Source organism: Brevundimonas sp. KH_060 (assembly GCF_057838275.1).
In genome coordinates this window covers 314,104-337,072 of record NZ_CM174463.1, presented here as the reverse complement: position 1 = coordinate 337,072, position 22,969 = coordinate 314,104, and the positions used below count along the sequence as shown (strand labels likewise).

20 protein-coding genes and 2 tRNA genes are annotated in these 22,969 nt (G+C 66.6%); 11 read left to right on the top strand and 11 right to left on the bottom strand.

The features are described 5' to 3' along the window. Position 1: 1 nt before the first annotated feature. The 4 genes from AC3IPP_RS01715 to AC3IPP_RS01700 form a co-directional block, all read right to left on the bottom strand. Positions 2-1,120, bottom strand: a complete 1,119-nt coding sequence (locus AC3IPP_RS01715; protein WP_489150112.1) for an acyl-CoA dehydrogenase family protein — start codon at positions 1,118-1,120, stop codon at positions 2-4. A gap of 4 nt (positions 1,121-1,124) precedes the next feature. Beyond that, the gene (locus AC3IPP_RS01710; protein ID WP_489177430.1) at positions 1,125-1,391 is read right to left on the bottom strand and encodes a hypothetical protein; all 267 of its coding nucleotides are present in this window, start codon (positions 1,389-1,391) and stop codon (positions 1,125-1,127) included. Between the two features lie 38 nt (positions 1,392-1,429). Further along, entirely contained in the window at positions 1,430-2,614 is a 1,185-nt protein-coding gene (locus tag AC3IPP_RS01705; protein ID WP_489150110.1) for an acyl-CoA dehydrogenase family protein, read from the bottom strand. A gap of 63 nt (positions 2,615-2,677) precedes the next feature. Continuing rightward, entirely contained in the window at positions 2,678-2,935 is a 258-nt protein-coding gene (locus AC3IPP_RS01700; protein WP_040347054.1) for an Lrp/AsnC ligand binding domain-containing protein, read from the bottom strand. A gap of 50 nt (positions 2,936-2,985) precedes the next feature. Between AC3IPP_RS01700 and AC3IPP_RS01695 the strand changes: the two genes are divergently transcribed. Then, positions 2,986-3,825, top strand: coding sequence for an alpha/beta hydrolase (locus AC3IPP_RS01695; RefSeq protein ID WP_087140480.1), 840 nt, complete (start codon positions 2,986-2,988; stop codon positions 3,823-3,825). 89 nt (positions 3,826-3,914) lie between these two features. Beyond that, a complete protein-coding gene (locus tag AC3IPP_RS01690; RefSeq protein ID WP_489150109.1) occupies positions 3,915-4,589 on the top strand; it encodes a bifunctional 4-hydroxy-2-oxoglutarate aldolase/2-dehydro-3-deoxy-phosphogluconate aldolase in 675 nt (224 codons plus the stop codon). A gap of 224 nt (positions 4,590-4,813) precedes the next feature. Here the strand turns inward: AC3IPP_RS01690 and ppa are convergent, their stop codons facing one another. Next, the gene (gene ppa / locus AC3IPP_RS01685; RefSeq protein ID WP_087140482.1) at positions 4,814-5,371 is read right to left on the bottom strand and encodes an inorganic diphosphatase; all 558 of its coding nucleotides are present in this window, start codon (positions 5,369-5,371) and stop codon (positions 4,814-4,816) included. Positions 5,372-5,496: 125 nt separating this feature from the next. Here ppa and AC3IPP_RS01680 point away from each other — a divergent pair, with 125 nt between their 5' ends. Then, positions 5,497-6,183: a DUF599 domain-containing protein gene (locus AC3IPP_RS01680; protein WP_489150108.1), complete on the top strand. Its 687-nt coding sequence runs from the start codon at positions 5,497-5,499 to the stop codon at positions 6,181-6,183. A gap of 243 nt (positions 6,184-6,426) precedes the next feature. Here the strand turns inward: AC3IPP_RS01680 and AC3IPP_RS01675 are convergent, their stop codons facing one another. Beyond that, the gene (locus AC3IPP_RS01675) at positions 6,427-7,323 is read right to left on the bottom strand and encodes an N-formylglutamate amidohydrolase (RefSeq protein ID WP_489150107.1); all 897 of its coding nucleotides are present in this window, start codon (positions 7,321-7,323) and stop codon (positions 6,427-6,429) included. 61 nt (positions 7,324-7,384) lie between these two features. On the opposite strand from AC3IPP_RS01675, the gene cpdR reads away from it, so the two are divergent. Together cpdR and AC3IPP_RS01665 are read left to right on the top strand one after the other, a co-directional pair. Beyond that, positions 7,385-7,741, top strand: coding sequence for a cell cycle two-component system response regulator CpdR (gene cpdR, locus AC3IPP_RS01670; RefSeq protein WP_087140485.1), 357 nt, complete (start codon positions 7,385-7,387; stop codon positions 7,739-7,741). 116 nt (positions 7,742-7,857) lie between these two features. After that, positions 7,858-7,932 (top strand) — tRNA-Val (locus AC3IPP_RS01665). A 143-nt stretch (positions 7,933-8,075) separates the two neighbouring features. On the opposite strand, the gene AC3IPP_RS01660 is transcribed toward AC3IPP_RS01665, so the two are convergent. The 3 genes from AC3IPP_RS01660 to AC3IPP_RS01650 form a co-directional block, all read right to left on the bottom strand. After that, positions 8,076-10,247 (bottom strand): prolyl oligopeptidase family serine peptidase, encoded by a 2,172-nt coding sequence (locus AC3IPP_RS01660; RefSeq protein ID WP_489150106.1) that lies wholly within the window; start codon positions 10,245-10,247, stop codon positions 8,076-8,078. Between the two features lie 13 nt (positions 10,248-10,260). Next, the gene (locus tag AC3IPP_RS01655; protein WP_489150105.1) at positions 10,261-12,060 is read right to left on the bottom strand and encodes a DUF885 domain-containing protein; all 1,800 of its coding nucleotides are present in this window, start codon (positions 12,058-12,060) and stop codon (positions 10,261-10,263) included. A gap of 116 nt (positions 12,061-12,176) precedes the next feature. Continuing rightward, on the bottom strand, positions 12,177-15,068 hold the full coding sequence (locus AC3IPP_RS01650) for a TonB-dependent receptor plug domain-containing protein (protein WP_489150104.1): 2,892 nt from the start codon (positions 15,066-15,068) through the stop codon (positions 12,177-12,179). Positions 15,069-15,369: 301 nt separating this feature from the next. On the opposite strand from AC3IPP_RS01650, the gene AC3IPP_RS01645 reads away from it, so the two are divergent. The 3 genes from AC3IPP_RS01645 (at position 15,370) to AC3IPP_RS01635 (ending at position 18,323) form a co-directional block, all read left to right on the top strand. Next, positions 15,370-15,987 (top strand): helix-turn-helix domain-containing protein, encoded by a 618-nt coding sequence (locus AC3IPP_RS01645; RefSeq protein ID WP_087140490.1) that lies wholly within the window; start codon positions 15,370-15,372, stop codon positions 15,985-15,987. 110 nt (positions 15,988-16,097) lie between these two features. After that, positions 16,098-16,889: a MerR family transcriptional regulator gene (locus AC3IPP_RS01640; RefSeq protein ID WP_489150103.1), complete on the top strand. Its 792-nt coding sequence runs from the start codon at positions 16,098-16,100 to the stop codon at positions 16,887-16,889. A gap of 3 nt (positions 16,890-16,892) precedes the next feature. Then, a complete protein-coding gene (locus AC3IPP_RS01635; RefSeq protein ID WP_489150102.1) occupies positions 16,893-18,323 on the top strand; it encodes an amidohydrolase family protein in 1,431 nt (476 codons plus the stop codon). A gap of 27 nt (positions 18,324-18,350) precedes the next feature. Here the strand turns inward: AC3IPP_RS01635 and AC3IPP_RS01630 are convergent. Next, positions 18,351-18,427: transfer RNA gene (locus AC3IPP_RS01630), tRNA-Arg, on the bottom strand. 286 nt (positions 18,428-18,713) lie between these two features. Here AC3IPP_RS01630 and AC3IPP_RS01625 point away from each other — a divergent pair. Then, positions 18,714-21,248 (top strand): helicase-related protein, encoded by a 2,535-nt coding sequence (locus AC3IPP_RS01625; protein WP_489150101.1) that lies wholly within the window; start codon positions 18,714-18,716, stop codon positions 21,246-21,248. After that, positions 21,245-21,529 carry an RNA-binding S4 domain-containing protein gene (locus AC3IPP_RS01620; protein WP_489150100.1) on the top strand — a complete coding sequence of 95 codons (285 nt, stop codon included), beginning with the start codon at positions 21,245-21,247 and terminating at the stop codon, positions 21,527-21,529. The genes AC3IPP_RS01625 and AC3IPP_RS01620 overlap by 4 nt, the downstream gene beginning before the upstream one ends. Here AC3IPP_RS01620 and AC3IPP_RS01615 read toward each other — a convergent pair. After that, on the bottom strand, positions 21,526-22,176 hold the full coding sequence (locus tag AC3IPP_RS01615) for a YceI family protein (RefSeq protein WP_489150099.1): 651 nt from the start codon (positions 22,174-22,176) through the stop codon (positions 21,526-21,528). The genes AC3IPP_RS01620 and AC3IPP_RS01615 overlap by 4 nt on opposite strands. A 168-nt stretch (positions 22,177-22,344) precedes the next feature. On the opposite strand from AC3IPP_RS01615, the gene fdxA reads away from it, so the two are divergent. Next, a complete protein-coding gene (fdxA, locus tag AC3IPP_RS01610) occupies positions 22,345-22,686 on the top strand; it encodes a ferredoxin FdxA (RefSeq protein ID WP_003166185.1) in 342 nt (113 codons plus the stop codon). The last annotated feature ends 283 nt before the right edge of the window (positions 22,687-22,969 follow it).

The following is a 22,969-nucleotide window of genomic DNA, read 5'->3' as shown; positions in this document are numbered from 1 at the left end:
GTTAAAAGCCCTGGGCGCGGGCCAGACGTTCGGCGTGGAAATGGGCGTCGCCGAGCAACTCGTTCAGGACGCGGACGCGCTTCATGAACAGGCCGACGTCGAACTCGTCCGTCATGCCGACGCCGCCGTGCATCTGGACCGCCTCCTGCACCGCCAGTTCGGCGACGCGGCCGGCCTTGGCCTTGGCGATCCCGGCGGCCTGTTCGGCGTCGGGGCGGCCCGCGTCGATGGCCTGAAGCGCAGCCAGCGTCGCCGCCTTGGCCAGCTCCAACTCGGTGAACAGGTGGGCGGCGCGGTGCTGCAGGGCCTGAAACTCGCCGATCAGCTTGCCGAACTGCTTGCGGGTTTTCAGGTAATCCAGCGTCACCCTGAACGCCTGATCCCCCGCCCCGACCAGCGACGAAGCAGCGCAGGCTCGGCCCAGCGTCAGGGCGGCGTCCAGCGGTCCCTGCCCCTCGCCCACCGGGCCGATGACGGCGTCGGCGTCGACCTGAACCGCGCTCAGGGTCACACGGGCGGCGTTGTGGGCGTCGACCATAACGGTGCGCTCAACCGATACGCCCGACGTCGCCGGATCGATCAGAAACAGGGTCAGGCCGTCATCACTCTGCGCCGCGACGATCAGGGCGTCGGCGATGTGGCCGTCCAGCACGAAGCCCTTGGCGCCGTTCAGCTTGAAGCCATTGCCGGAGCGTTCGGCGCGCGCAGCGATCTTCGCCGGCGCGTGTTTGGGCCCTTCGTCGACGGCGAGGCTGAGGATGGCCTCGCCCGCCGCGATCCGGCCCAACCATTGTTTCTGCGCCTCTGATCCCGCTGCCTTCAACACCGTCGCCGCCAGCACGGACGAGCCCATGAAGGGCGACGGCGTCAGGGTGCGGCCCAGACTCTCGGCGATGACGCCCGCCTCGACGGCGCCGAGGCCCGAGCCGCCGTCTTCCTCGGGGATGACAACGCCGGAAAAGCCCATCTCGCCGAACGCCCGCCACAGGTCGCGTGAGACGCCATCCGGGTCACGGCTGTCGCGCAGTTGGCGCAGATGGGCGATGGGCGCGTTTTCGTTCAGGAAGCCGTCGGCGGCGTCCTGAAGCATGATCTGCTCTTCGGTCAGGATCAGGGGCATGGACTCAGGCTCCCGGCTTCACGGTGAAATAGGAGAAGGCGAAAAAGATCGTCTGATAGAACGGCGCCGCCAGCAGGACGATTTCCTGAAGGGGAGACGGTCGTTGCGAGAACTTCAGCATCCCCGCAGCGATCAGAGCGATGAGCGGCGCAAAGAAGAACGCTTTCGCTCCCCAACTCGGCGCTATGTCCTGCCTGGACATTCCCCATCCCGCAGGCGTCAGCATGACGAAACTGAGCAAGCCGCTCAGTACAATCCCGATCACAGCCATAGCCAGCAGCTTCGGGCGTGGCACCACATGGCTAACCATCACGCCCCCGGCAGTTGCAGCAGGTGTTTGGCGATGATGTTCAGCTGGACTTCGCTGGTGCCGCCTTCGATGGAGTTGGCCTTGGTGCGCAGCCAGTCGCGGGCGGCCTGACCGTCTTTCGAGCGTTCGCCCTCCCATTCCAGGGCGTCCGACCCGCCCGCGGCCATGGCCAGTTCGTGGCGGCGCTTGTTCAGTTCCGAGCCGTAGTACTTCAGCATGGAGGCGATGGCCGGATGGGCCTGTTTCGCCTTCATCTGATCGCCCGCCCGCTCCATCGCCAGACGGAAGGCGGCGGCGTCGATGTCGTAGTCGGCAATGCGGGCGCGCAATAGCGGCTCATCTAGCCGCCCGGCCTCGTCCAGCCCGAGGTTGTCGGCCGCGACCTGCCCCAGAGGACGGCCGACGCCGGTGTCGCCCATGGCGCCGATCATGGTCCGCTCATGCGCCAGCAGGGCCTTGGCCACGTCCCAGCCGCGGTTCAGCATTCCGATCAGGTTCTCCTTCTCGACCCGCACGTCGTCGAAGAAGGTCTCGCAGAAGGGCGACTTGCCGCTGATTAGGGTGATGGGCCGCGTCGTCACGCCCGGCGTCGCCATGTCGAACAGGACGAAGCTGATGCCCAGATGCTTGGGCGCCTCCGGGTCGGTGCGGACCAGGCAGAAGATCCAGTCGGCCTTGTCGGCGTAGGAGGTCCAGATCTTCTGGCCGTTGACGATCCAGTGGTCGCCCTGATCCACGGCGCGGGTCTGGACCGAGGCGAGGTCGGACCCGGCGCCCGGCTCGGAATAGCCCTGACACCAGCGGATCTCGCCGCGCACGATGGGCGGCAGAAAGCGCTGCTTCTGTTCCTCGGTCCCGAAGGCCAGCAGGGCCGGGCCCAGCATCCAGACGCCGAAGCTGAACAGGGGCGGCCGCGCCTTGATACGGCGTATTTCGGCGGCCAGCACCTTCGCCTCTTCGCGGTTCAGCCCGCCGCCGCCGTATTCGCACGGCCATTCCGGCGCGGTCCAGCCGCGCGCGGCCATGCGGTCCAGCCAGACCTTGTGCGCAGGGGTGGGGAAGACGGCGTTGCGCCCGCCCCAGACCATGTCGGCCTCGCCCGCCCCGGCGCCGCGGCATTCGGGTGGGCAGTTCGCCTCCAGCCAGTCGCGCGTCTCAGCGCGGAACGTCTCCAGATCGGCCATGGCCGCCCTCCCTCGCGTTCTTGCTTGGGAGAGACGCTAGCCGGTCCTTTTTAAAAACGGAACCTACTTCTTCGAGGGCAGGAAGGGCGAGAAGGTGATGACGGTGAAGGTGTCGCGGATGTGCGGACGCGTCTGCACCTGCTTCGTCACGAAGGTCCCGATGTCGGCGTCCTTGGGCAGTTGGAACTTGGCCAGCAGGTCGTGCTGGCCCGAAGTCGAATAGACCTCGCTCACATTCTCGACATTGTCGACCAGATCGGCCGCAACATCGTTAGCGTAGCCCAACTCGCATTTGATGAAGACGAAAATGGCGGTCATCATGGCCTTCAAGCCTCCCGTTCAAGCGGAGGTCTCTAGCGGATGGAGACGACATGGGTAAGGCTTTGTCGCCCGAGGCGACGCAGATGGAACGGGCCGCGGCCTATGAGGCGGCCTATAACAACCGCGCCCGCGTGCCGGGCCACCCCGCCATTCTGGATCGCTGGCGCAAGGAATCGCTGCGGGTGATCGACGCCCGCCGTCCCGAGACGATCGAATACGGCCCGTCCGAACGGCAGAAGATGGAATGGTTCGACGCCGGCCCCGGCGCGCCGGTCGCCGTCTTCATGCACGGCGGCTATTGGCAGGCGCTGGACCGGGGCTGGTTCGCCTGGGTGGCGCCCGCCCTGCTGGAGCATGGGATCAGCGTCGTCGTGCCGGGCTATGACCTCGCCCCCGGCGTCGCGGTCGGCAAGATCATCGGCCAGATGCGCCAGGCGACCGAGGCCGTGCGCGCCCGCACCGGCAAGCGCCCACTGGTGTTCGGCCATTCGGTCGGGGGGCATATGGCCGCGGGGATGCTGTCCGAAGGTCGGGCGCGGGCGGCGCTGGCGATCTCGGGCGTGTTCGATCTGGAGCCGCTGATCCACACCTCGCTGAACGAGGCTCTGGGCCTGGATGCGCCGGTCGCGCGCGCCCTGTCGCCGATCCACTGGCCCGCGCCGAACGGGGCGACGCCCGGCGGCACCGCCCTGGACTGCTGGGTGGGCGGAAACGAAAGCAATGAGTTCGTCCGCCAGAGCCGCGAGATGGCCGCCGCCTGGGGCGGCAAGGGCGCCGACACCCATGTCGAGATCGTAGAGGGCGCCGACCACTTCACCATACTGGACCCGTTGGCCGATCCCGACAGCGCCATGGTGAAGCGACTGGTGGAGCTGGCGACCGCCGAATAGCGACGCTTACCAGGATTGATCCCGGCCGCCCTTGACGCCAAGGGCGGCGACCGTCGATCTGCGGGCGTCAGGCTTGAGAAGGAGACCCCATGCGCCACGACCGCCTCAGCGTGCTCACCGCCCTTGAAACCCAGGGCGTGGTGCCGGTCTTCTATCACCCCGACGTCGAGGTCTGCGCCGAGGTGATCCGGGCCTGCGCGCGCGGCGGCGCCAAAGCGATCGAGTTCACCAATCGCGGCGATTTCGCCTGGGAGACATTCACCGCCCTGTCGAAGGAATTCGCGCGGACCGACCCCGACATCATCATGGGCGTGGGCTCGATCCTGGATGCGCCGACGGCGGCCCTCTACCTGGCGTCGGGCGCGCGTTTCGTCATCAGCCCCTGTCTGGTTCCCGAAGTCGCCAAGGTTTGCAACCGTCGCCAGACAGCCTATTCGCCCGGCTGCGGCTCGGTTCGCGACATCTCCGAGGCGCAGGAGCTGGGCTGCGAGATCGTCAAACTGTTCCCCGGCGCCTCGGTGGGCGGGCCGGACTTCGTCAAGGCCGTGCTGGGGCCGATGCCCTGGACCAAGATCATGCCGACCGGCGGCGTCGACCCGGACGAAGCCTCCATCGCCAAATGGTTCGGCTCGGGCATCGTGGCGGCGGGCATGGGCTCCAAGCTGATCACCGACGCGGCGATCCAGGCGCAGGACTGGGCCGGGATCGAGACCAAGGTGCGCCAGACAGTCGAGACGATCGCGGCGTTCCGCAACAAAGGCTGACCCTCTTTCCTCCCCACTTTGTGGGGAGGGGGACCGCGTAGCGGTGGAGGGGCTTGCGACGACGGAACCAAGCAGCTCCTCCGTCACGGCGCATATCTGCGCCGCGCCACCCTCCCCATGAAATGGGGAGGAGAAAGCCGCACTCACACGGCGAGCGATGGCGCCCAAGAAAAAGGCCCCGCCGTTTCCAGCGGGGCCTCTATTGATTCAGACGCAAGCGCCGATCAGGCGGCGACATCGCCCTTGGCGGCCAGCTTGGCCTGGTGGGCGGCCATGCCGGCGGCGATCAGTTCAGCGGCTTCGCCAGCGTCGCCCCAACCGTTGACCGTGACCGACTTGCCCTTCTCCAGATCCTTGTAGCGGGTGAAGAAGTGCTCGATCTGCTCGATCAGGATGGCGGGCAGCTGACGGTAGCTGGAGACCTCGGTGTAGTAAGGGTTCAGCTTGTCGACCGGCACGGCCAGGATCTTCTCGTCGCCGCCGGCCTCGTCGACCATCTTCAGCACGCCGATCGGGCGCGAGCGGATGACGCAGCCCGGCACCACCGGCGTCGGGTTCAGCACGATGACGTCGCAGGGGTCGCCGTCGTCCGACAAAGTGTGCGGCACGAAGCCGTAGTTGCCCGGATAGTACATGGCGGTGTGCAGGAAGCGGTCGACGAACAGGGCGCCGGATTCCTTGTCCATCTCATACTTCACCGGCAGGCCGCCTTGCGGGATCTCGATGATGACGTTGATGTCCCACGGCGCGTTGGGGCCGACCGGGATGGCGTCGATGTTCATGATGCGCTCTTGTTGCAGGTGCGAACGGGGAGATTTGACGCGCGTGATAAGCTTTGCGCGCCTTTACGGCAAGCGTCGCGGCGATCAAGCTTGCCTTGCGCGGTCCGACGTGGCGTCAATCAGGCATGAGTCTGTTCGATTGGATCGCCCTGTTCGTCTTTGTCGTCGCCTGGCTGGGCTACGGCCCGCTGATCCGCCTTGTGGCGCGACGCAGCGGCTCCCTCAACATGGACATGCTGTCGGTGCGCGACGCCTGGATGCGCGCCATGACCCATCGCGAGATGCGACTGATCGACAGCCAGCTGATGGGCCATTCGATCAACTCCGCCTCCTTCTTCGCCTCGACCAACCTGCTGCTGATCGCCGCCGTGGCGGGCGTGCTGTTCGGAGGCGAGGCGGCCATGCGCGGCTTCGCCTCCGTCGGCGCCGAGCCCGTCGCCCCGCGCCTGATGGAGGCCAAGCTGGCCGTGGTGCTGCTATGTCTGGCGCGCGGCTTCCTCGACTTCATCTGGGCGCTGCGTCAGTTGAACTACACCGTCGCCCTGATCGGCGCCGCGCCGGAAATCCATGAAGAGGCCGACCGCGTCGCCTATGGCCGCGCCGTGGCCCGCGTGCTGAACCCCGCCCTGACCAGCTTCAACCAGGGCGTTCGCGGTTATTATTTCGCCCTGGCGGCCGCCGCCTGGCTGTTCGGGCCGCTGTGGCTGATGCTCGGAGCGGTGTCGGTGTTCGCCCTTCTGGCCTGGCGCCAGCTGGCCTCGCCCGCCGCCAGCGCGATCCGGCAGGCCCGCCGCCTGCTGGAACGGGGCTGATCATCTCGCATCTGCGAAATCGGCCAAACCCGCCCACGTTTCAGGATCATGGGATTGAGCGCCAAACTCCGTAACATCCCGTGATTGTATAAGATTGAATCCAGGCTTGTGTTTTTGTGCGCTGCAAACTAGCTTGGTTTTCGACGCTTTCGAGCGTCTTGCCCTTCCTGGGCGTTTCCTCCCTATAGACTTTCCAAAGCCGCGCCGTTTGGCGCGGCTCTTTTTTTGCCTCGATCGCCGCCCTCAAGCGCGCTGGTCGGCGCAAAGCTCGGCGATCACCCGACGCAGGGCCGAGCGGCAGCGCTTCCAGCCCGGCGACGGCGCCCAGGCCGCCTCATCCCAGTACAATCCGCGGCTCAGCTCCACCTGAACCGCCTGAAAGCCCTCATCCGGCCGCCCCCAGGTCTGGGTCGCATAACCGCCCGCATAAGGCCGGTTCAGCCCGACCGTCAGCCCCTGCGCCTCGAACAGCCGCCGCAGCCGTCGCGTCAGCAAGGCCTCGCAACTCGTCCCGTGCCGGTCCCCCAGCACCACGTCCACGACCCCGTTCGTCGCCCGCGCAGGCATGGAGTGCCAGTCAATCAGCACCGCCCGCCCGAACCGCGTCCGCGTCGCTTGCATCATCTCCGCCAGCGCCGCGTGATAGGGGGCGTGCACCCGCGCCACCCGCGCCTCCGCCTCGGCCCGCGTCAGCCGACGCCCATAAAGCGGCGTCCCATCCCCCGCCAGCCGCGCCACCACGCCATAGCCGGCCTGAGCCTTGGCGCTGGCACTGGCGCGCGGCGCGACCGCATCGACGATCAGGGCCGGATCCCACTCGTCCGGCGCCCGGTTCAGATCGACATAGGCCCGGCCAACGCGCGCCGCGATCAGGCTCGCCCCCTCCCCGGGCCCGCAGTCGATCAACTGATCCACCGCCGCGTCTTCGGCGCTGCGGACCGCGCGCGTCGAGGCCGTCGTCCCCATGTCCTCAGGGTAGAGATCGCCCGAGTGCGGCGAGGCGAACACCAGAGGCGTCGCCCGCCCGGCGTCCGCCGGAACGATCCAGAAGGGCGGCTGAGGCGCATCCATGCCTTCGCCATAACCTGCTTCGCAGTGGAAGGCGCGCCCCGATGCCGCCGCGCCCCCGTTCGTCTTCATCGCCGGTTTACTCCGCAGGGCCTAGGCTGGCCGCCAATTCCCCAACGGTTTCGATACGATCATGGCGCGCATTCTTCTGGCCGAAGACGACAACTCTCTTCGCGGCTTCCTGACCCGCGCCCTGGAACGGGCCGAGCATGAGGTCGTGGCCTGCGAAAACGGCGACGACGCCATCGACGCCCTGGACCAAGGGCCCTACGACCTGCTGCTGACCGACATCGTCATGCCGGGCGCCGACGGCATCGAGGTCGCCCGCGTCGCCGCCGCCCGCCAGCCGGGCCTGCGCATCATGTTCATCACCGGCTTCGCCGCCGTGGCCCTCAGCGCCGCCCAGGCCTCGCCCCAGGCCAAGGTTCTGTCCAAACCCGTCCACCTGCGCGACCTGGTGAACGAGGTCGAACGCATGATCGCGGCCTAACCAAAAGAAAAGTCGAAGAAAGGCGTCAAAGCCCCTTGCAGCCCCCGCAAACTGCGGGTTATAGACGCCGCCTTCCCGCCCACCGACACATCAGTCGGACGGGCCGCAGAACAGGCGGACGCGTAGCTCAGCGGGAGAGCACTACGTTGACATCGTAGGGGTCACAGGTTCAATCCCTGTCGCGTCCACCATTCTTTTCAAGCAGTTAGGGCTTTCCCCGCTGCTTAGCCCCCCCCCCAGCAATCCTCGCAATAACTTCTGAAGACGGGGGAAGGACTCATTGAAAGCCTGTCGGCGACGGCAGTGCGCAGACGTTCTTGTGCTCGCTTAGTCGTCACTCACGGGCGACGAACGTCAGCCCCAAGTGACGCGCCGCGAAGACCAGACGGTCGACGGCGCTCTTGGCGGTCTTGAATCGACTGTTGCCTGCGCCGTGGCCGGAATCCTTGTCGACCGTCAATAGAACCGGTCGTGAAGGATCGGCCAGCGCCTGCAGGCGGGCGGCGTATTTGAAGCTGTGCATCGGCGCGACGCGGTCATCCGTGTCTCCCGTGCCGATCAGCAAGGCTGGATAACGTCGCCCCCGCACGGCGGCATGGTAGGGCGAGTAACCGTGCAGGATGGGGAACAGGGCGGCGTCCTGAGGATCGCCGTATTCGCGAATCCACAACCGGCCGTTCGTGAACTGGGTGAAGCGCAGCATGTCCAGAACGCCCACGGTCGGCATGGCCGCCGCATAGAGCTCCGGACGACGGGCGACGGCGCCCCCGACCAGCAGACCGCCGTTGCTGTAGCCGAAGGCCGCAAGCCGTTCGGGCCGCGTATGGCCGGACGCGATCAGGTGAACCGCGCAGTCGTTGAAGGCGTCGAACACCGCCGGCTTGTTCGCCAGCATCCCGGCCCTGTGAGAGACCTCGCCATAGACGCCGTCGCCAGGAAGGGCGGCGATGGCGAACACCCCGCCCATATCCATCCACGTCACCTGCTCCGGCCTGAAGTCAGGCGGATAGGAGGCGCCGAAACCGCCGTAACCGTACAGGATGGTCGGGGCGTCGCCGCGTCGCGCCAGGCCCTTGCGGGACGCGATGAACAGGGGAACGCGGTTGCCGTCGCGCGCCGTCACGACCACGCGTTCAACCTGATAGGCGGAGGGATCGATCGGGCCTTGCGGCTTGTCGACGACCACGGAGCGTCGGCGCGCGACATCGTACCGATAGGTGGTCAGCGGCTGAGCGAAGCCGGAATACTGATAATAGATCTGGCCAGGCTGCGCCGCGCGCGACAGCCCCTGGACCACGCCGAAGCCCGGCAGCGAGATGGCGCGCTCACGACCATTGCGCAACGAACGACTGACGAGGGTGTCGCTGCCGTCCGTCAGATACTTCAGAATGAGGGCGTCGCCGGCCAACAGCGCGCCTCGCAGCGGAAACCCCCGCTCGGGCACGACCTCCTTGTTTTCTCCAGGATGCTCGGCGTCCACGGAAACCAGGCGCCAATTGGCGGCGCCCACGCTGGTCAGCACATAAAGCGTCGCGCCTCGCGAGCCGATGAAATAGTTGCCCGCGAGCGGCTCGGCGGGGCCGAGGTCGATCGGCATGAAGTCCGAACCGGCCTGGCTCAAATCCTTGTAAAGAAGGGTGAGCCCGCCGCCTGCATAGCCGGTGTTGATGAGCAGGTAGCGGCCATCGGCGGACAGTTGGCCGATGAACATATAGTCCGGGTTGGCCTTGTCCTCGTAGATCAGGACGTCAGCGTCCTGAGGCTCGCCGAGCCGGTGGAAATAGAGCTGCTGCCCGCTGTTGCCCGACAGGAACATCGCATCAGGCTGGGGGAAGCGCGCGTAGTAGAAGCCCGAACCGTCTGCGGCCCAAAAGGCGTTGGAGTATTTGTTCCAGTGAATGGCGTCAGCCAGAGTCTGACCGCTGTTGCGATCCAGCACGCGCCAGACGCGCCAGTCGGAACCGGCGTCCTGCCGGGCATAGGCGACATAGCGGCCGTCAGGCGACACCGCATAGCCCGCCAGCGCCGCCGTACCGGCGGCGGACCATTGCGCGGGGTCCAGCAACCTGCGCGCCTCGCCCGTCTCGCCCTGGCGCACCCATAGAGAGGATTGTTCCTCGCCTCTGGCGCGGCGCGTGAAGAACTGAGCCTCTCCGGCCGTAACGATCGGGCCGATGGTTTCAATGTCGAACAGGGCGTCCAGGCGGGCGCGGATTTGCTCGCGCCCGTCCAGGCCCTCCAGATAGGCGTCGGAGACGGCGTTCTGCGCCGCGGTCCAGGCCTGCACCCGCTCGGACGTGCGGATGTCCGCTTCCAGCCAGCGATAGGGGTCCTCGACCGCGACCTCGCCATAGAGGTCGATCACGGGCTCCATGGGCGTCGGCGGATAGAGGCCCCACGCCGGCTCCGGCCGGGCCGCCGCAACGGCCGGACAAAGCAGGCCCGCCCCCGTCGCGACGCCCAGAAACAAGGCGCGGCGCCGGTTGAGCATGCTGATGTCCGACATGAGCTTTCCGCTTCTAGGACTGGGGCGGAGCGACGACGCCTTGCGCCGCTTCAGTAGGCTTGCCGCCACGAGCGATATAGGCCCGCATATGCTCTTCCAGCGTGGTCAGGGGCACGGATCCCAGAGCCAGGATTTCATCGTGGAAGGGGCGAGGGTCGAAGTTCTCGCCCAGAGCGGCTTCGGCTTCGGTGCGCAGGCGGCGGATGGTCAGTTCGCCCAGCTTGTAGGACAGGGCCTGGCCCGGCCAGCTGATGTAGCGATCGACCTCGGTCTCGACCTCGTGGCGCGACAGGGCCGTATGACCCGCCAGATAGTCAATGGCCTGTTCGCGCGACCAACCCTTGAGATGAACCCCCGTGTCGATCACCAGACGCGCGGCGCGCCACATCTCATAGCTGAGGCGGCCGAAGTTCTCATAGGGCGTGCGATAAATGCCCATCTCGACGCCCAGCCATTCGGTGTAGAGTCCCCAGCCCTCGCCATAGCCCGAGAAATAGGTGTGGCGACGGAAGGCGGGCCCATCGGCCTGCTCCTCAGCCAGGGCCATCTGGAAGCTGTGGCCCGGCGCGCACTCGTGCAGGGTCAGGGCCGGGATATTGTACAGCGGCCGGCTGGGCAGGTCGTAGGTGTTCATCTGGCAGGATTCCAGCCCGCCGCGCCCCGCCGTGTAGAAGGGCGCCAACGCATCGGGCACCGGAATGATGGTGAAGCGGCGGCGCGGCAAGGCGCCGATCAGCTTGCCGATCTGGCCGTCGGCGCGCTTGGCCACCCAGGCCGAAACCATCATCAATTCGTCCGGCGTCTTGGCGTAGAATTGCGGGTCTGTGCGCAGGAAGTGCAGGAATTCGTCGAACGACCCCTGGAAGCCTGCGTCCGCCATCGTCTGGCGCATCTCGGCCTGGATGCGGGCGACCTCGGACAGACCGATCTGATGGATCTCTTCGCCGCTCAACTCCAGCGTCGTGTATTTGCGCACCTGGGCTTCGTAGTAGGCGGCGCCGTCGGGCATGTCGCGGGCCGCCAGTCCGGTGCGGGCGCGGGGCTGATACTCATCCAGATAGAAGGCCAGCAGGGCCTTATAGGCCGGGATCACCGCCTCATTGACGGCCGCCGCCGCCTCGGCGCGCAGGCGGGTCTGCTCTTCAGCCGGAATGGTCGCCGGCATCTGGCGGAAGGCCGCATAGAAGGCGTTGGCTTCAGCCGTGTCGGTGATGAAGTTGGTGATCGAGGCTTCGCGCCCCTCCAGCGTCACGCGCGGCACGCTGAACCCGCGCGCCAGACCGTCGCGCATGTTGGACAGGTGCTGGTCGAAGTAGCGCGGCGTGTCGCGCATCCGCGAGATATAGGCGCGATACTCCTCGGCCGTGCGCAGAGCGCCGGGCTGGTCCAGATAGGTCCAGAAGGAGCTGTCGCTGTTGAACGGCATCTCCCATTGACGGAACTGGCCGTCGATCAGGGCGTGCTCCAGATTGGTGCGGAAGACGGCGGCGTTGATGCGATCCTCGGCCGACAAATCGTCCAGCGGAATGGCGTCCAGCTGGCGCAGCAGCCCCCAAACATAGGTCAGGCGCTCCTGTTGCGAAGCGGGATCGACGTTCTCATGGCGAACAGCCGGGCTGTACTCGCCGTCCGCCCGCTTGACGATGCCGTAGCGGGCCATGCCGGCGTCGGTTTCCGCCTCATAAAGAGCCTTCAGGCGCGTCCCCGCCTCCTGCATCCGGGCCGCAGGCGGCGAAACGTCGGCTGCAAGGGCCGGGGCGGCGCCGACCAGGATGGACGAGACGGCGCACGCCGTCAGGAGCAAAGTTCTCATGGCGGGGTCCCTGTGCTTTCCCTGAAAGACATCAGGCGGCTCCGGTTAAGCCGACGCCGCCTGATTGAAGAGCAGTCGAAGAGGCCGATCAGCGCCCTTCATAGTTTGAGTTCGGCCTATCGACGCAGGGTCACGCCGATATAGAAGGTGCGCCCGATCACGTCATAGGTGCCGGCCTGATAGCCGTACTCGAAGTTGGCGCCGCCAGCCTCCGCGCCCGGAATACGCGGCGGGGCCTCATCGAAGGCGTTGCGCAGACCGCCATAAAGCGAGACGCGCTCGTTCACCTCATAAGAGGCCGACAGGTCGCTGTAGAAGACGTGGTCGGTTTCCGTCACGTCGTACAGGTCGGGCGTGACATGGCTGCCGGGTCGCATCGGGCTGAAGTGGCGCAGGGTCCAGTTGGCCGTCCACGGTCCGGCGTTCCAGGTGGTGCGGATGGCGCCCTTCCATTCAGGCGCACCGAACAGGCCCACCGTCTCGTCGATGGTCGAGGCGTCGCTGGCGTCCAGAATGAAGCTGCGTTCCAGCAGCTTGGTGTAGACGGCGTTGATCGAAATCGAACCGGCTTCCTCGCCCATGCCGACCGAGCTCAGATCGAAGCGGTAGTTGGCCTCGAAATCGATGCCGCGAGTCTTGAACATCGACATGTTCAGCTCCTGCACGTTCACGGCGACCAGATTGTTGGTCGTCGGACCGCGCTCGACCAGGCCGCAGAACATGTTGTTCATGGACTGCAGGTCCACGCATTTGTTCAGAATGGCCTGCGCGCCGAACGAACCGATGGCGTCTTCCAGTTCAATGTCGAAATAGTCGACCGTCAGCGAGAAGTTCGAAATCCAGCGCGGCTGGATCACGACCCCGGCGGTATAGGTCTGGGCCGTTTCGACGCCCAGGCCTTCATTGCCCGACTGAATCACATCCAGCCACTGCCAGTAGGTGTTCACATTCTGCGGCTTGATCGCCGCGCAGTTGGCGGCCGTGAAATCGGTCCGGTCCACGCGGTTGACGACATCATGGTAGTTGCAGGGGTCGGCCAGCCATGCGCCGCCCACCTGTCCGGCCGTGAACAGCTCGCTGATGTTGGGCGCGCGCACCGATTGACCATAGGTGCCGCGGAAACGGATGTCGCTGACCGGGGTCCAGTTCAGCGAGGCCTTGTAGGCCGTGGTTTCACCGGCGGTGCTGTAGTCCGACTGACGCACGGCGCCTTCGAACGACAGATCCTCGATGCCGGTGACGTTGCTGATCAGGGGCACGCGCACTTCGGCGAACACTTCGGCGACGTCATAGTCGCCCACCAGAGACGTGGCGGTCGTGCCGATGCTCTCATCGAATTTCGGGTTCAGCGGGTCGTATTCCGGGGTCGCGCCGATGTCGTTGCTTTCGGTGCGATACTCGGCCCCGAACACCACCTGAACCGGACCGGCCGGCAGGTCGAAGGCGGACCCGGTCACATAAGCCGACACGACTTCCTGCTTCAGGGTCTGAACCGAGGGGCTGGTGTCGTACTGGATGAAGTCGATGACGTCCTGCGTCAGCGGCTTGAACGGGTTCAGCGGCACGCAGCCGTTGGACGGATCGGCGCAGACAACCGAGCCGTTGGGGCCGGCGACCGCATTCAGCGCCTGGGTATAACGGCCGTTGGCGGTGGCGTTCCGGGTGCGCACTTCCTGGCGCGTGCGGCCGTTCGAATAGTGCGCGACCCATTCCCAGTCGTTGCGGCCCAGCAGGTTGAACCTGCCCTCGGCGCCGACGGTCAGCTGGTACATGTTGCGGTCGTATTCGGTTTCCTGGCGGCCCAGTTCCGAGAAGCGCCGCGCGAAGCCGATGCCCGTCGCCACGCCGCCATTGGCCGCGATCATTTCCGACGTGATGAACGGATTGCTGGCCGAGAGAACGTCCGTGCCATAGGCCGAATAGGCGCGATAAAGGCCCTTGGAGTCGGTCTGGGCGTAGGTCAGGTCGCCGAACAGCTTGATGTTCTCGGTGATCTGATAGTTGCTCGAAACGGCGACCGAATATCGCTCGCTCGGCACCGCCAGCGCCCAATCGTCATAGCGTCCGCCGAACTCGCCCCCATCGGTGCGGAAGCTGATCAGAGAAGGATTGCCCGTGGTGGCGCCCAGCAGGCCGCTGGGGCCATACACGGGACGACGCAGGCTGCCGTCCGGGTTGAACGTATAGAGGTTGCCCGGCCCGCCCAGCTGAACGACGGCGCTGTCGAGATCGTACACTTGGCGGTTGCCGTCGGTCAGCGTGTACTTGCCGTCTTCGCCTCGAATATAGAAAGGCGCGCCGCCCGCGGTCCAAGGCCGGTCCTGGCCGAAGACAGCGTCGTTGTGCTGGTTGTAGCTGCCGAACAGGGTGACGTTGCCCCGGTTGTCGTGGAAATTCCGACCCACCAGAACGCTGGCGTCGTAGCCCTGCAGGTCGCCGCGCGTCGAACCGGAATAGGTGCCGGTGAACTCCAGCCCTTCATAGTCCTGCTTCAGGATGAAGTTGGCCACGCCGGCCACGGCGTCCGCGCCGTACAGCGCCGAGGCGCCGCCAGTGATCACGTCGACCCGCTCGACCAGGGCCGAAGGAATGGCGCTGATATCGACGGCCGAGGAGCCCGGCATGGCGGGCACGCGACGACGGCCGTTGACCAGAACCAGCGTACGCTCGGTGCCGAGGCCGCGCAGATCCAGCGCGTTCAGGCCCGCGTTGCCCTGCTGGTTCGAGGTCTGGTTGTTCTGCGAGACGAACAGGCTCGGAATCTCGTTCACGAGGTCGGCGATTTCGCTAACGCCCGACCGGCGGATCGTTTCGGCGTTGATGATGGTGGTCGGGGTCGGCGTCTGGACGCCGCTGCGTCGAATGCGGCTGCCGGTGACGACGATCTCTTCAACAGCCGTCGCCGCATTGTCGTCCTGCGGGGCCTCAATCTGAGCCGACGCCGGGAAGGCCGCCATGCCAAGCGCCGCCGCTGCAGCGCCGACATATAGTTTTGATGCGAATTTCATTGGCGCCCACCCCTCACAAAAGCATCACATTCTTGCCTCACATCCTTAAAGGCCGCAATAAATTTGGAGCTTCAAAAATTTTGATATGCACGCGCTTTTCATGAAATTCTTCGGAACGCGCGATCATCATCGTGTCGAAGGTTTGTTTGGATTGCGGCGACCCTGGCCCGCTGTCACTGTGCTCAGGCGCACGGAACGAAGGCGGCGACCGCTGCATTCGGCGCAAGGGCTGACTCGCCGCCGTATCTGGCGAGAAAGCGCTTCGACCATGTGACCACGAACGGGCGTTGCAGAATAAAGAATGACGACTCATCGCGACAAGAGCAGCGCGTTTCTGAAGTTCGAGACGCGATCCCAGACACGGAAGCTGCCGATCGGGGATCGCATCAAGGCGCGTCGCAAGGCTCTGGGGTTGACGCTTCAGGAGTTGGCGACCCGCAGCGGCCTGTCCGCTCCGTTCATTTCACAGGCCGAACGCAACCTCACCACGCCGTCGGTCTGGTCCCTGATGAGTCTGGCCAAGGGACTGGAGGTGGAGGTGTCCCACTTCATGGAATGGCCCCAGACCAACCAGATCGTGTTCCGCGCCTCGGCGCCCAAGACCGTCGATATCGATTCCGTCGTGGGATACGTCGACCTTTCGTCCGAACTGCCGGACCGCAAGATGGATGCGGTTCTCGTTCGCATTCCGCCGGGGTTCGCCTTTCCGCCGGACTCCCACAACGGCGAGATTTTCCGATACGTCATCAAGGGAACCCTGACCGCAGTCGCCGGCGACGTTGAAGCGCGGCTCGGTCCTGGCGACGGGATGCATTTCGACGGACGCGTCATCCATTTCGTCCGCAATGATTCCGACGAAGAAGTCCTGCTGCTCTACGTCGGCACCCCGGCCTTCCTGAGAGAAGACTCAGCCCCTTGAGGCCGCCGCACGCACAGCTCTGAGGCGCAACGTCACAGGGCGCATCCGTCTCGACAAAGACGCTGATTGGACCTTGCACCGACCCCAGGGTCCGGTCCCAAGATCGCCTCATGTCGAACAGCATTTCATCTCCGACGAGGCCGCGCTGGCTGGGGCCAGGCGAGCTGGCGCGCCAGGTCAACACGTCGATCAAGGCGTTGCGGGTCTATGAGAAGGCGGGCCTGCTGACGCCTGACCGGCGCGAAGGCGGGTGGCGTCTGTATGGGCCCCAGCACGTCGCGCGCCTGCATCAGGTCTTGGCGCTCAAGGCGCTGGGCCTGTCGCTCAAACAGATCAAAGACGCGCTTGATCAGGACGACATGGCGATCGGCCGGATCATGGAGCTTCAGGCCCAGCATCTGGCGACGACCATACGCGCCGCACGGGATCGGCTGAAACGGGTTCAGCGGGCGCGGGACCAACTGGCGAGCGAGGGGCAGGTGTCGGATGCTCTGTTGCTGGAGTTGGCGCGCGACCTAGCGCCCGCGCCGGCCCTGGAATTGGCTGACGTGCGGGCCGCCATCCAGACGGCGACGCTGGACGGGAGCGAGCAGGCTGCGGTCGATGCCGTCATCGATGGACGCGGGGCCGACCCTGCCACTGAGGCAAGCATCCGCGACCTTCTGGCGGAAGCGGTCATCGCCGCAGCGGAAGGCGAGCCGGGATCTCGTCGAGCCCAGGCGCTGGCCGAACGTTGGCTCGGCCTGGCCGAGGCGCTCGACCTGCCTGCCGCAAATACTGACCAGGCTGACGCCCTTCGCCGTGTCGCCGCTCGCATGATGGCCGATCCGGCCCTGAAAGACGCCCTGACATTCCTGCGCGACGCCGTTGAGCGACGGAACGCGCCCTCACAGAAGGCCTGACCCTTGCGCACAAAGTCTCTGCTTCTCGCCGCCCTGATGTTCGGCGCGGCGTCGTCCGCCCTTGCCGACGACACGACCGTCTATACCGGCGTCACCATCCTTGACCCTCTGACGCAGCGTCGCCTGCCGGGTCATTACCTCGTCGTGCGCGGCGAACGCATCGAAGCGATGGGCGAAGGTCGCGCGCCCGAGCGCTACGCCAAGGTTGCTCACACGGACATGAGCGGTCGTTTCGCCATGCCGGGCCTTTTCGACACCCACGCTCACATCACCTTGGGTCCGGTGGCGCCACAGGTCGATGCGGAGGGCGAAGTCAGTCTGGTGGTGGCCGGGAACGACGCCATCACCCGTCATGACGCCCTGATGCTGCTGGCGGCCGGGGTGACGACGATCCGGGATACGGGCGGGGATACGGCGCGCATGATCGCCTATCGCCAAGCCGTCGCCGAGGAACGACTGACGGGCCCCGAAGCACAGATTGCAGGTGCGGTGATCGACCGCTCCGCCTTCCCGGTGGTCGGCCTGGTCGATCGTGTCGACGAGACGCACGGCGTGGCCGAACGGGTGAAGGCGCAGGCCGCAGCCGGCGTGGACTACGTCAAACTGTACGAAGCCCTGACTCCTGAGGACCTGGCGGCGGGGATCGCCGCCGCGCGCGCCGCCGACGTGCCGGTCATCGCCCACCTGGGCGATGTGAGCTGGACCGAAGCCGTGCGGCTAGGGGTGAATTCCCTGGTCCACGCCATGCCGATTTCACCGGACCTGCTGCCGCCGGACAGGCGCGCCGACTATCTGGCCGAGCGGCGGCCCGGCGCCTTTGCCTTCTTCGAATGGTATGAACAGGCCGATCTCGACAGTCCCGAAATCCAGGCCCTGATCCGCGCGCTGGCGGACCAGGGCGTTTCAGTAGATGCAACGTTGATCGCCTTCAGCCTCGCCTTCAATGGTGATGACTTCGCCTATCGCGAGAAGGACGTGGATTGGGCCCACCCCAGCATGGCGGAGAACTGGCGCACGGCCTTCCGCTTCGATCTGGGTTGGGAGCCGGAAGACTACGCCCGCGCGAAAGCGATCTGGCCCAAGGTGCAGCGCTTCGTTCGCATGTTGCACGAAGCGGGCGTGCCTCTGACCCTCGGCACCGACATGAACAACCCCTTCGTAGCGCCAGGCGTCAGTCTCGCTCGCGAGGCGGAGCTGCACGTTGAAGCCGGCATTCCGGCCTGGGACGTCCTGGCGATAGCGACCAGCAACGCGGCGCGCTCGCTGAAGATGGACGATCGCACAGGACGCATCGCCGTCGGCATGGAAGCCGACATCCTGTTCCTGGAGGCCGATCCGTCGCTCGACATCCGTGCTCTGGCGCGCGTCGCGGCCGTGGTGGAGAACGGCCGCCTGCATCGACCCGAAGAGCTGAAACGTGCGGCGGCGCAATGACCCGGCCGACTGTTCGGATTGAGGTGATGGCGACCCCGGGAGGACTCCAACCTCCGACCTCGGCTTTAGGAAAGCCTTGCTCTATGCAGCTGAGCTACGGGGCCACGGCGTCACTGCCTAAAGGAGGTTGCGGCGTCAGGGAAGCCCCTGCGGTTTCCCTTCGCGTCACCAGCCGCGCGCGGCGGTCCCGCCTTGTGGTTAAGAGCCGTTAAGCTACAATCCCTAGTATGGAACAAAGCCTGAATCGGCAGACGTCGCCGATTCGGTCATGATTCGTTTCGCCCGTGTTCCAGAGGCCGGTAAGGTTCCGCTTACCATTCCTTCTTCGCCCGCATCCAAACCGCCGCGCCGCTTGTGAAAGTCGGCGGGGTTCGCCACCTTGGGCCGGTCATGAGCGACCGTTCCGCAGGCATGGCTCCATCGCGCGTCACGGCGATCCTGGGCCCCACCAACACCGGCAAGACCCATCTGGCGGTCGAGCGCATGCTGGGCCACGCGTCCGGCATGATCGGCCTGCCGCTGCGTCTGCTGGCGCGCGAGATCTATGAGCGGATCGTCAAGCGGCGCGGAGCGGCCTCGGTCGCCCTGATCACCGGCGAGGAGAAGATCGTCCCGCCGCGCCCCGCCTATTTCGTCTGCACGGTCGAGGCCATGCCGCTGGAGCGGTCGGTCGACTTCCTGGCGGTGGACGAGATCCAGCTGGTCGCCGATCCGGAGCGCGGCCACGTCTTCACGCAGAGGCTGCTGCACGCGCGTGGACGGTTCGAGACCATGTTCCTGGGCGCAGGGACGATGGCGCCGCTGATGCGGTCGCTGGTTCCGGATGCGGAGATCGTGACGCGCGACCGGCTGTCGACGCTGAGCTACGCCGGATCGAAGAAGCTGACCCGCCTGCCTCGGCGCAGCGCCGTGGTCGCCTTTTCGACCGAGCAGGTCTACGCTATCGCCGAACTTCTGCGCCGTCAGAGAGGCGGGGCGGCCGTGGTCATGGGCTCGCTCAGCCCGCGCACCCGCAACGCCCAGGTCGAGCTGTTCCAGTCGGGCGAGGTGGATTTCCTGGTCGCCACCGACGCCATCGGCATGGGGCTGAACATGGACGTGGACCATGTGGCCTTCGCCGGTTTGAGGAAGTTCGACGGACGGCGCACGCGCTGGCTGCACGCCGCCGAGATCGGCCAGATCGCCGGGCGCGCGGGACGGCACCTGCGCGACGGCACCTTCGGCGTCACTGGTGAGGCGGAAGAGCTGGACGAGGATCTGGTCGAACAGGTGGTCGAGCATCGCTTCGATCCGGTGGAGGCGGCCGAGTGGCGCAGCGGGCGGCTGGACTTCGATACGCTGCCCGACCTGTTGCGATCGCTGACGGTGACGCCGGATCGCCATGGGCTGCGGCTGACCGCACAGGCGCTGGACGAGACCCTGCTGCGGCGCTTTGCGGCCGATGAAGACGTCAAGAAGATCGCCCGCTCGCGCGGCGCCCTGATGCGTCTGTGGGAGGCCTGCCAGCTGCCGGATTTCCAGAAGACGACGCTGGACGAACACGCCCGCCTGTCGAAGGAAATCTTCACCGCCCTGACCAGCCGTCGCGGGCGGTTGACCGAGGACTGGGTGGCGCCGCGCTTCAATGATCTGGATCGCGACGACGGCCAGATCGACCAGCTTTCGGCGCGGCTGTCTGGGGTGCGAACGCTGAGCTACATCGCCAACCGGCCCGACTGGATGGCGGGGGCGCAGGAGTGGCGCGATCGGACCAAGGCGCTGGAGGAACGGCTCAGCGACGTGCTGCACGAGCGGCTGACGGCGCGGTTTGTCGACCGGCGCACGGCGGCCCTGATGCGGGCGCTGAACGTGCGGTCGGACGTGCTGGCGGGCGTGGCGGACGACGGCGAGGTCACGGTCGAGGGCGAGGTGGTCGGCCATCTGGACGGCGTCTGCTTCACCGTCGACGCGGGCGGATCGGCGCTGGCCGACCGGGCGCTGCGGCAGGCGGCGACGCGCGCCGTAGGGCCGGAGGTGGCGCGGCGTCTGGGGCGGCTGGCGGCGGACGAAGACGCGGCCTTTTCCGTCATGCCCGACGGCGGGGTGCTGTGGAACGGCGCGCTGACCGGGCGCATCGTCAATGAAGATCCCTTCTCGCCGCGCGTGCGGCTGCTGGGCGAACTGGGGCCGGTCCCGGCGCGCGAGCGGGCCGAGCGGCGCATGGAGGCCTGGCTGGCGGGCGAGGCCGGGCGGGCGCTGAAGCCGCTGAAACGCCTGCGCCACGCCATCGAGAGCGGCGCCCTGACCGGCCTGCCGCGCGGGCTGGCGTTCCGGTTGATCGAGGCGGGGGGCCTGATCCCCCGGCGCGAGGTCGAGCGCGATCTGGCGGCCCTGAGTCAGCATGAGCGGCGCACGCTGAAAACCTTCGCCATCCGGGTCGGCGCCCATTCGGTGTGGCTGCCCGGCGTGATGAAGCCGCGCGGCGCGGCCCTGGCCCAGGCCTTCCTGCCGCGCGAGGCGACGAAGGGGCTGTCGGGCGACGGCCTGCTGGCCCTGTCTGAACCGCCGCCGCCGGCGCGCGCACTGTCGGCCTTCGGGCGGCGCGCGATCGGGCGATGGACCGCGCCGGTCGAGGCGCTGGAAGCCTTCGCCGAGGCCCAGCGGGCGGCAGGCAAGGCGCCGCTGTCGGATGAGGCGCTGAACGCTCTGGGCTGGACGGCGGATCAGGCGAAGGCGATCCAGGCCGCCCTGCGCACGCCGCGCGCCGAACAGGCGCCGCGCTCCGGCAAGCCCGCGCCGCCGCCCAAGGATTCGCCTTTCGCCGCTCTGGCCCAGTTGACGCAGCCGCCGCGACCCGCGGCGCCGGCCAAGCCGAAGGCCGTTCGCCGGCCTCGCCGTCGGCCTCGGCGGCCCGGCGCCCAAACGGCCGCCCAACCGACCGAATGAGCGCCGAGAGCTGCCGCATCGATGTCTGGCTGTGGCGCGCGCGCTTCGCCAAGACCCGCAGCCTGGCCGCCGCCATGGTCGAACAGGGCGCGATCCGCCTGACGCACCACGGCGCCCAGACCCGGCTCGACAAGCCCAGCCGCAGCGTCCACCCCGGCGACGAGGTTCTGTTCGCCCAAGGCGGCCGGCTGATCGCCGTGCGCGTGGTGCAGATAGGCGAAAGGCGCGGCCCGCCCGAGGAGGCCCGCGCCCTTTATGACGTGCTGGACGGCCCGATCTAGCCCGCCGCCTTCACGAACTCGCCTTCGATGTGCAGCTTCACCTCATCGCCCAGTGCGGGCAGGCCGAAGTTGATGCCGAAGTCGGACCGCTTGATGGTCGCCTCGCCGTCGAAGCCGGCCTTGTAGCCGCCGCGCGTCGGGCCGGCTTGATTGAACTCGACCTCCATGACCACCGGACGGGTCACGCCGCGCAGGGTCAGCTCGCCGTGGACCGTCGCCTCGTCGCGATCATCGGCGTCGATCACGATCCGGGTCGAGCGGAAAGTCGCGACCGGATGGTTGGCGGTGTCGAAGAAGTCCGGCGTCTGCAGATGGCGGTTCAGCCCGTCGGAGTTCGACGCCACATCCGTCAGGGGAATGGTCGCGGTCAGGGTGCTGGCGGACGGATCAGCCGGGTCCAGCTTCAGCTCGGCCTGAACGTTCACGAACTGGCCGACATAGGTCGAGAAGCCCAGGTGATCGACCGACCAGGTGATCTTGCCGTGCGCCGGGTCCAGTTTGTAGTCGCCGGACTGGACCTCGGACGGAACCTTGGTCAGGGCGGATTGGGCGACGACCGCGCCGCCGGCCAGCAGGCTGAGCGCCAGGCTCGCGGCGCCGATGCGGCCGATGGCGGAATGAGCGATGGAACGGGGGATGAAACGCATGGCGGGGCCTCCTGCTGGACGATGATCGGGCGTCATGAATGTAGAGCAGGACCCGACGACATCGGGCCTGAACAGCTTTGCAACAGCGCCCTCGGTTGACAGTTGGTTCCGTCGGGGCCATGTGCCCGCCCTCGACATCCCTCGCTGCCACAGGCCCGCCCGAACGCCATGACCTACATCGTCACCGACGCCTGCGTGAAGTGTAAGTTCATGGACTGCGTCGAGGTGTGTCCAGTGGACTGCTTCTATGAGGGCGAGAACTTCCTGGTCATCGCACCGGACGAATGCATCGACTGCGGCGTGTGCGAGCCGGAATGCCCCGTCGACGCCATCGTCCCCGACACCGAGGACGAGCCCGACGGCAAGTGGCTGCAGGTCAACGCCGAATACGCCAAGGTCTGGCCCAACATCACGGTCAAGGGCGTGCCCCCGGCGGATCGCGAACAGTATGAGCGCGAAACCGGCAAGTTCGAGAAGTACTTCAGCCCCAAGCCGGGCAAGGGCTCCTAAGAATTCGCCACAATGCAGTCACAATGCGCCGGTCTTCGCCGCTCGCCCTGTGGATGTTTTGAGATTTCCTAATTTTATGATAGGTTCCTCCCTATTCGAAACGGGCGGTTCCGCAACTCTGCGCGCCGCCCGCATTTACGACAGAACCTCGCCGCTAGAGACGAGGTCGGCCAGGGGTTTGGTGATCCGTTTTCGCGTCTGACAGTGCGATCCTCCGCCTCAACCGCCGGGCCCAGCGCTCGGCGGAGGGGCGGTTTTTCACTATCTGCGCGGCGACGCTCTC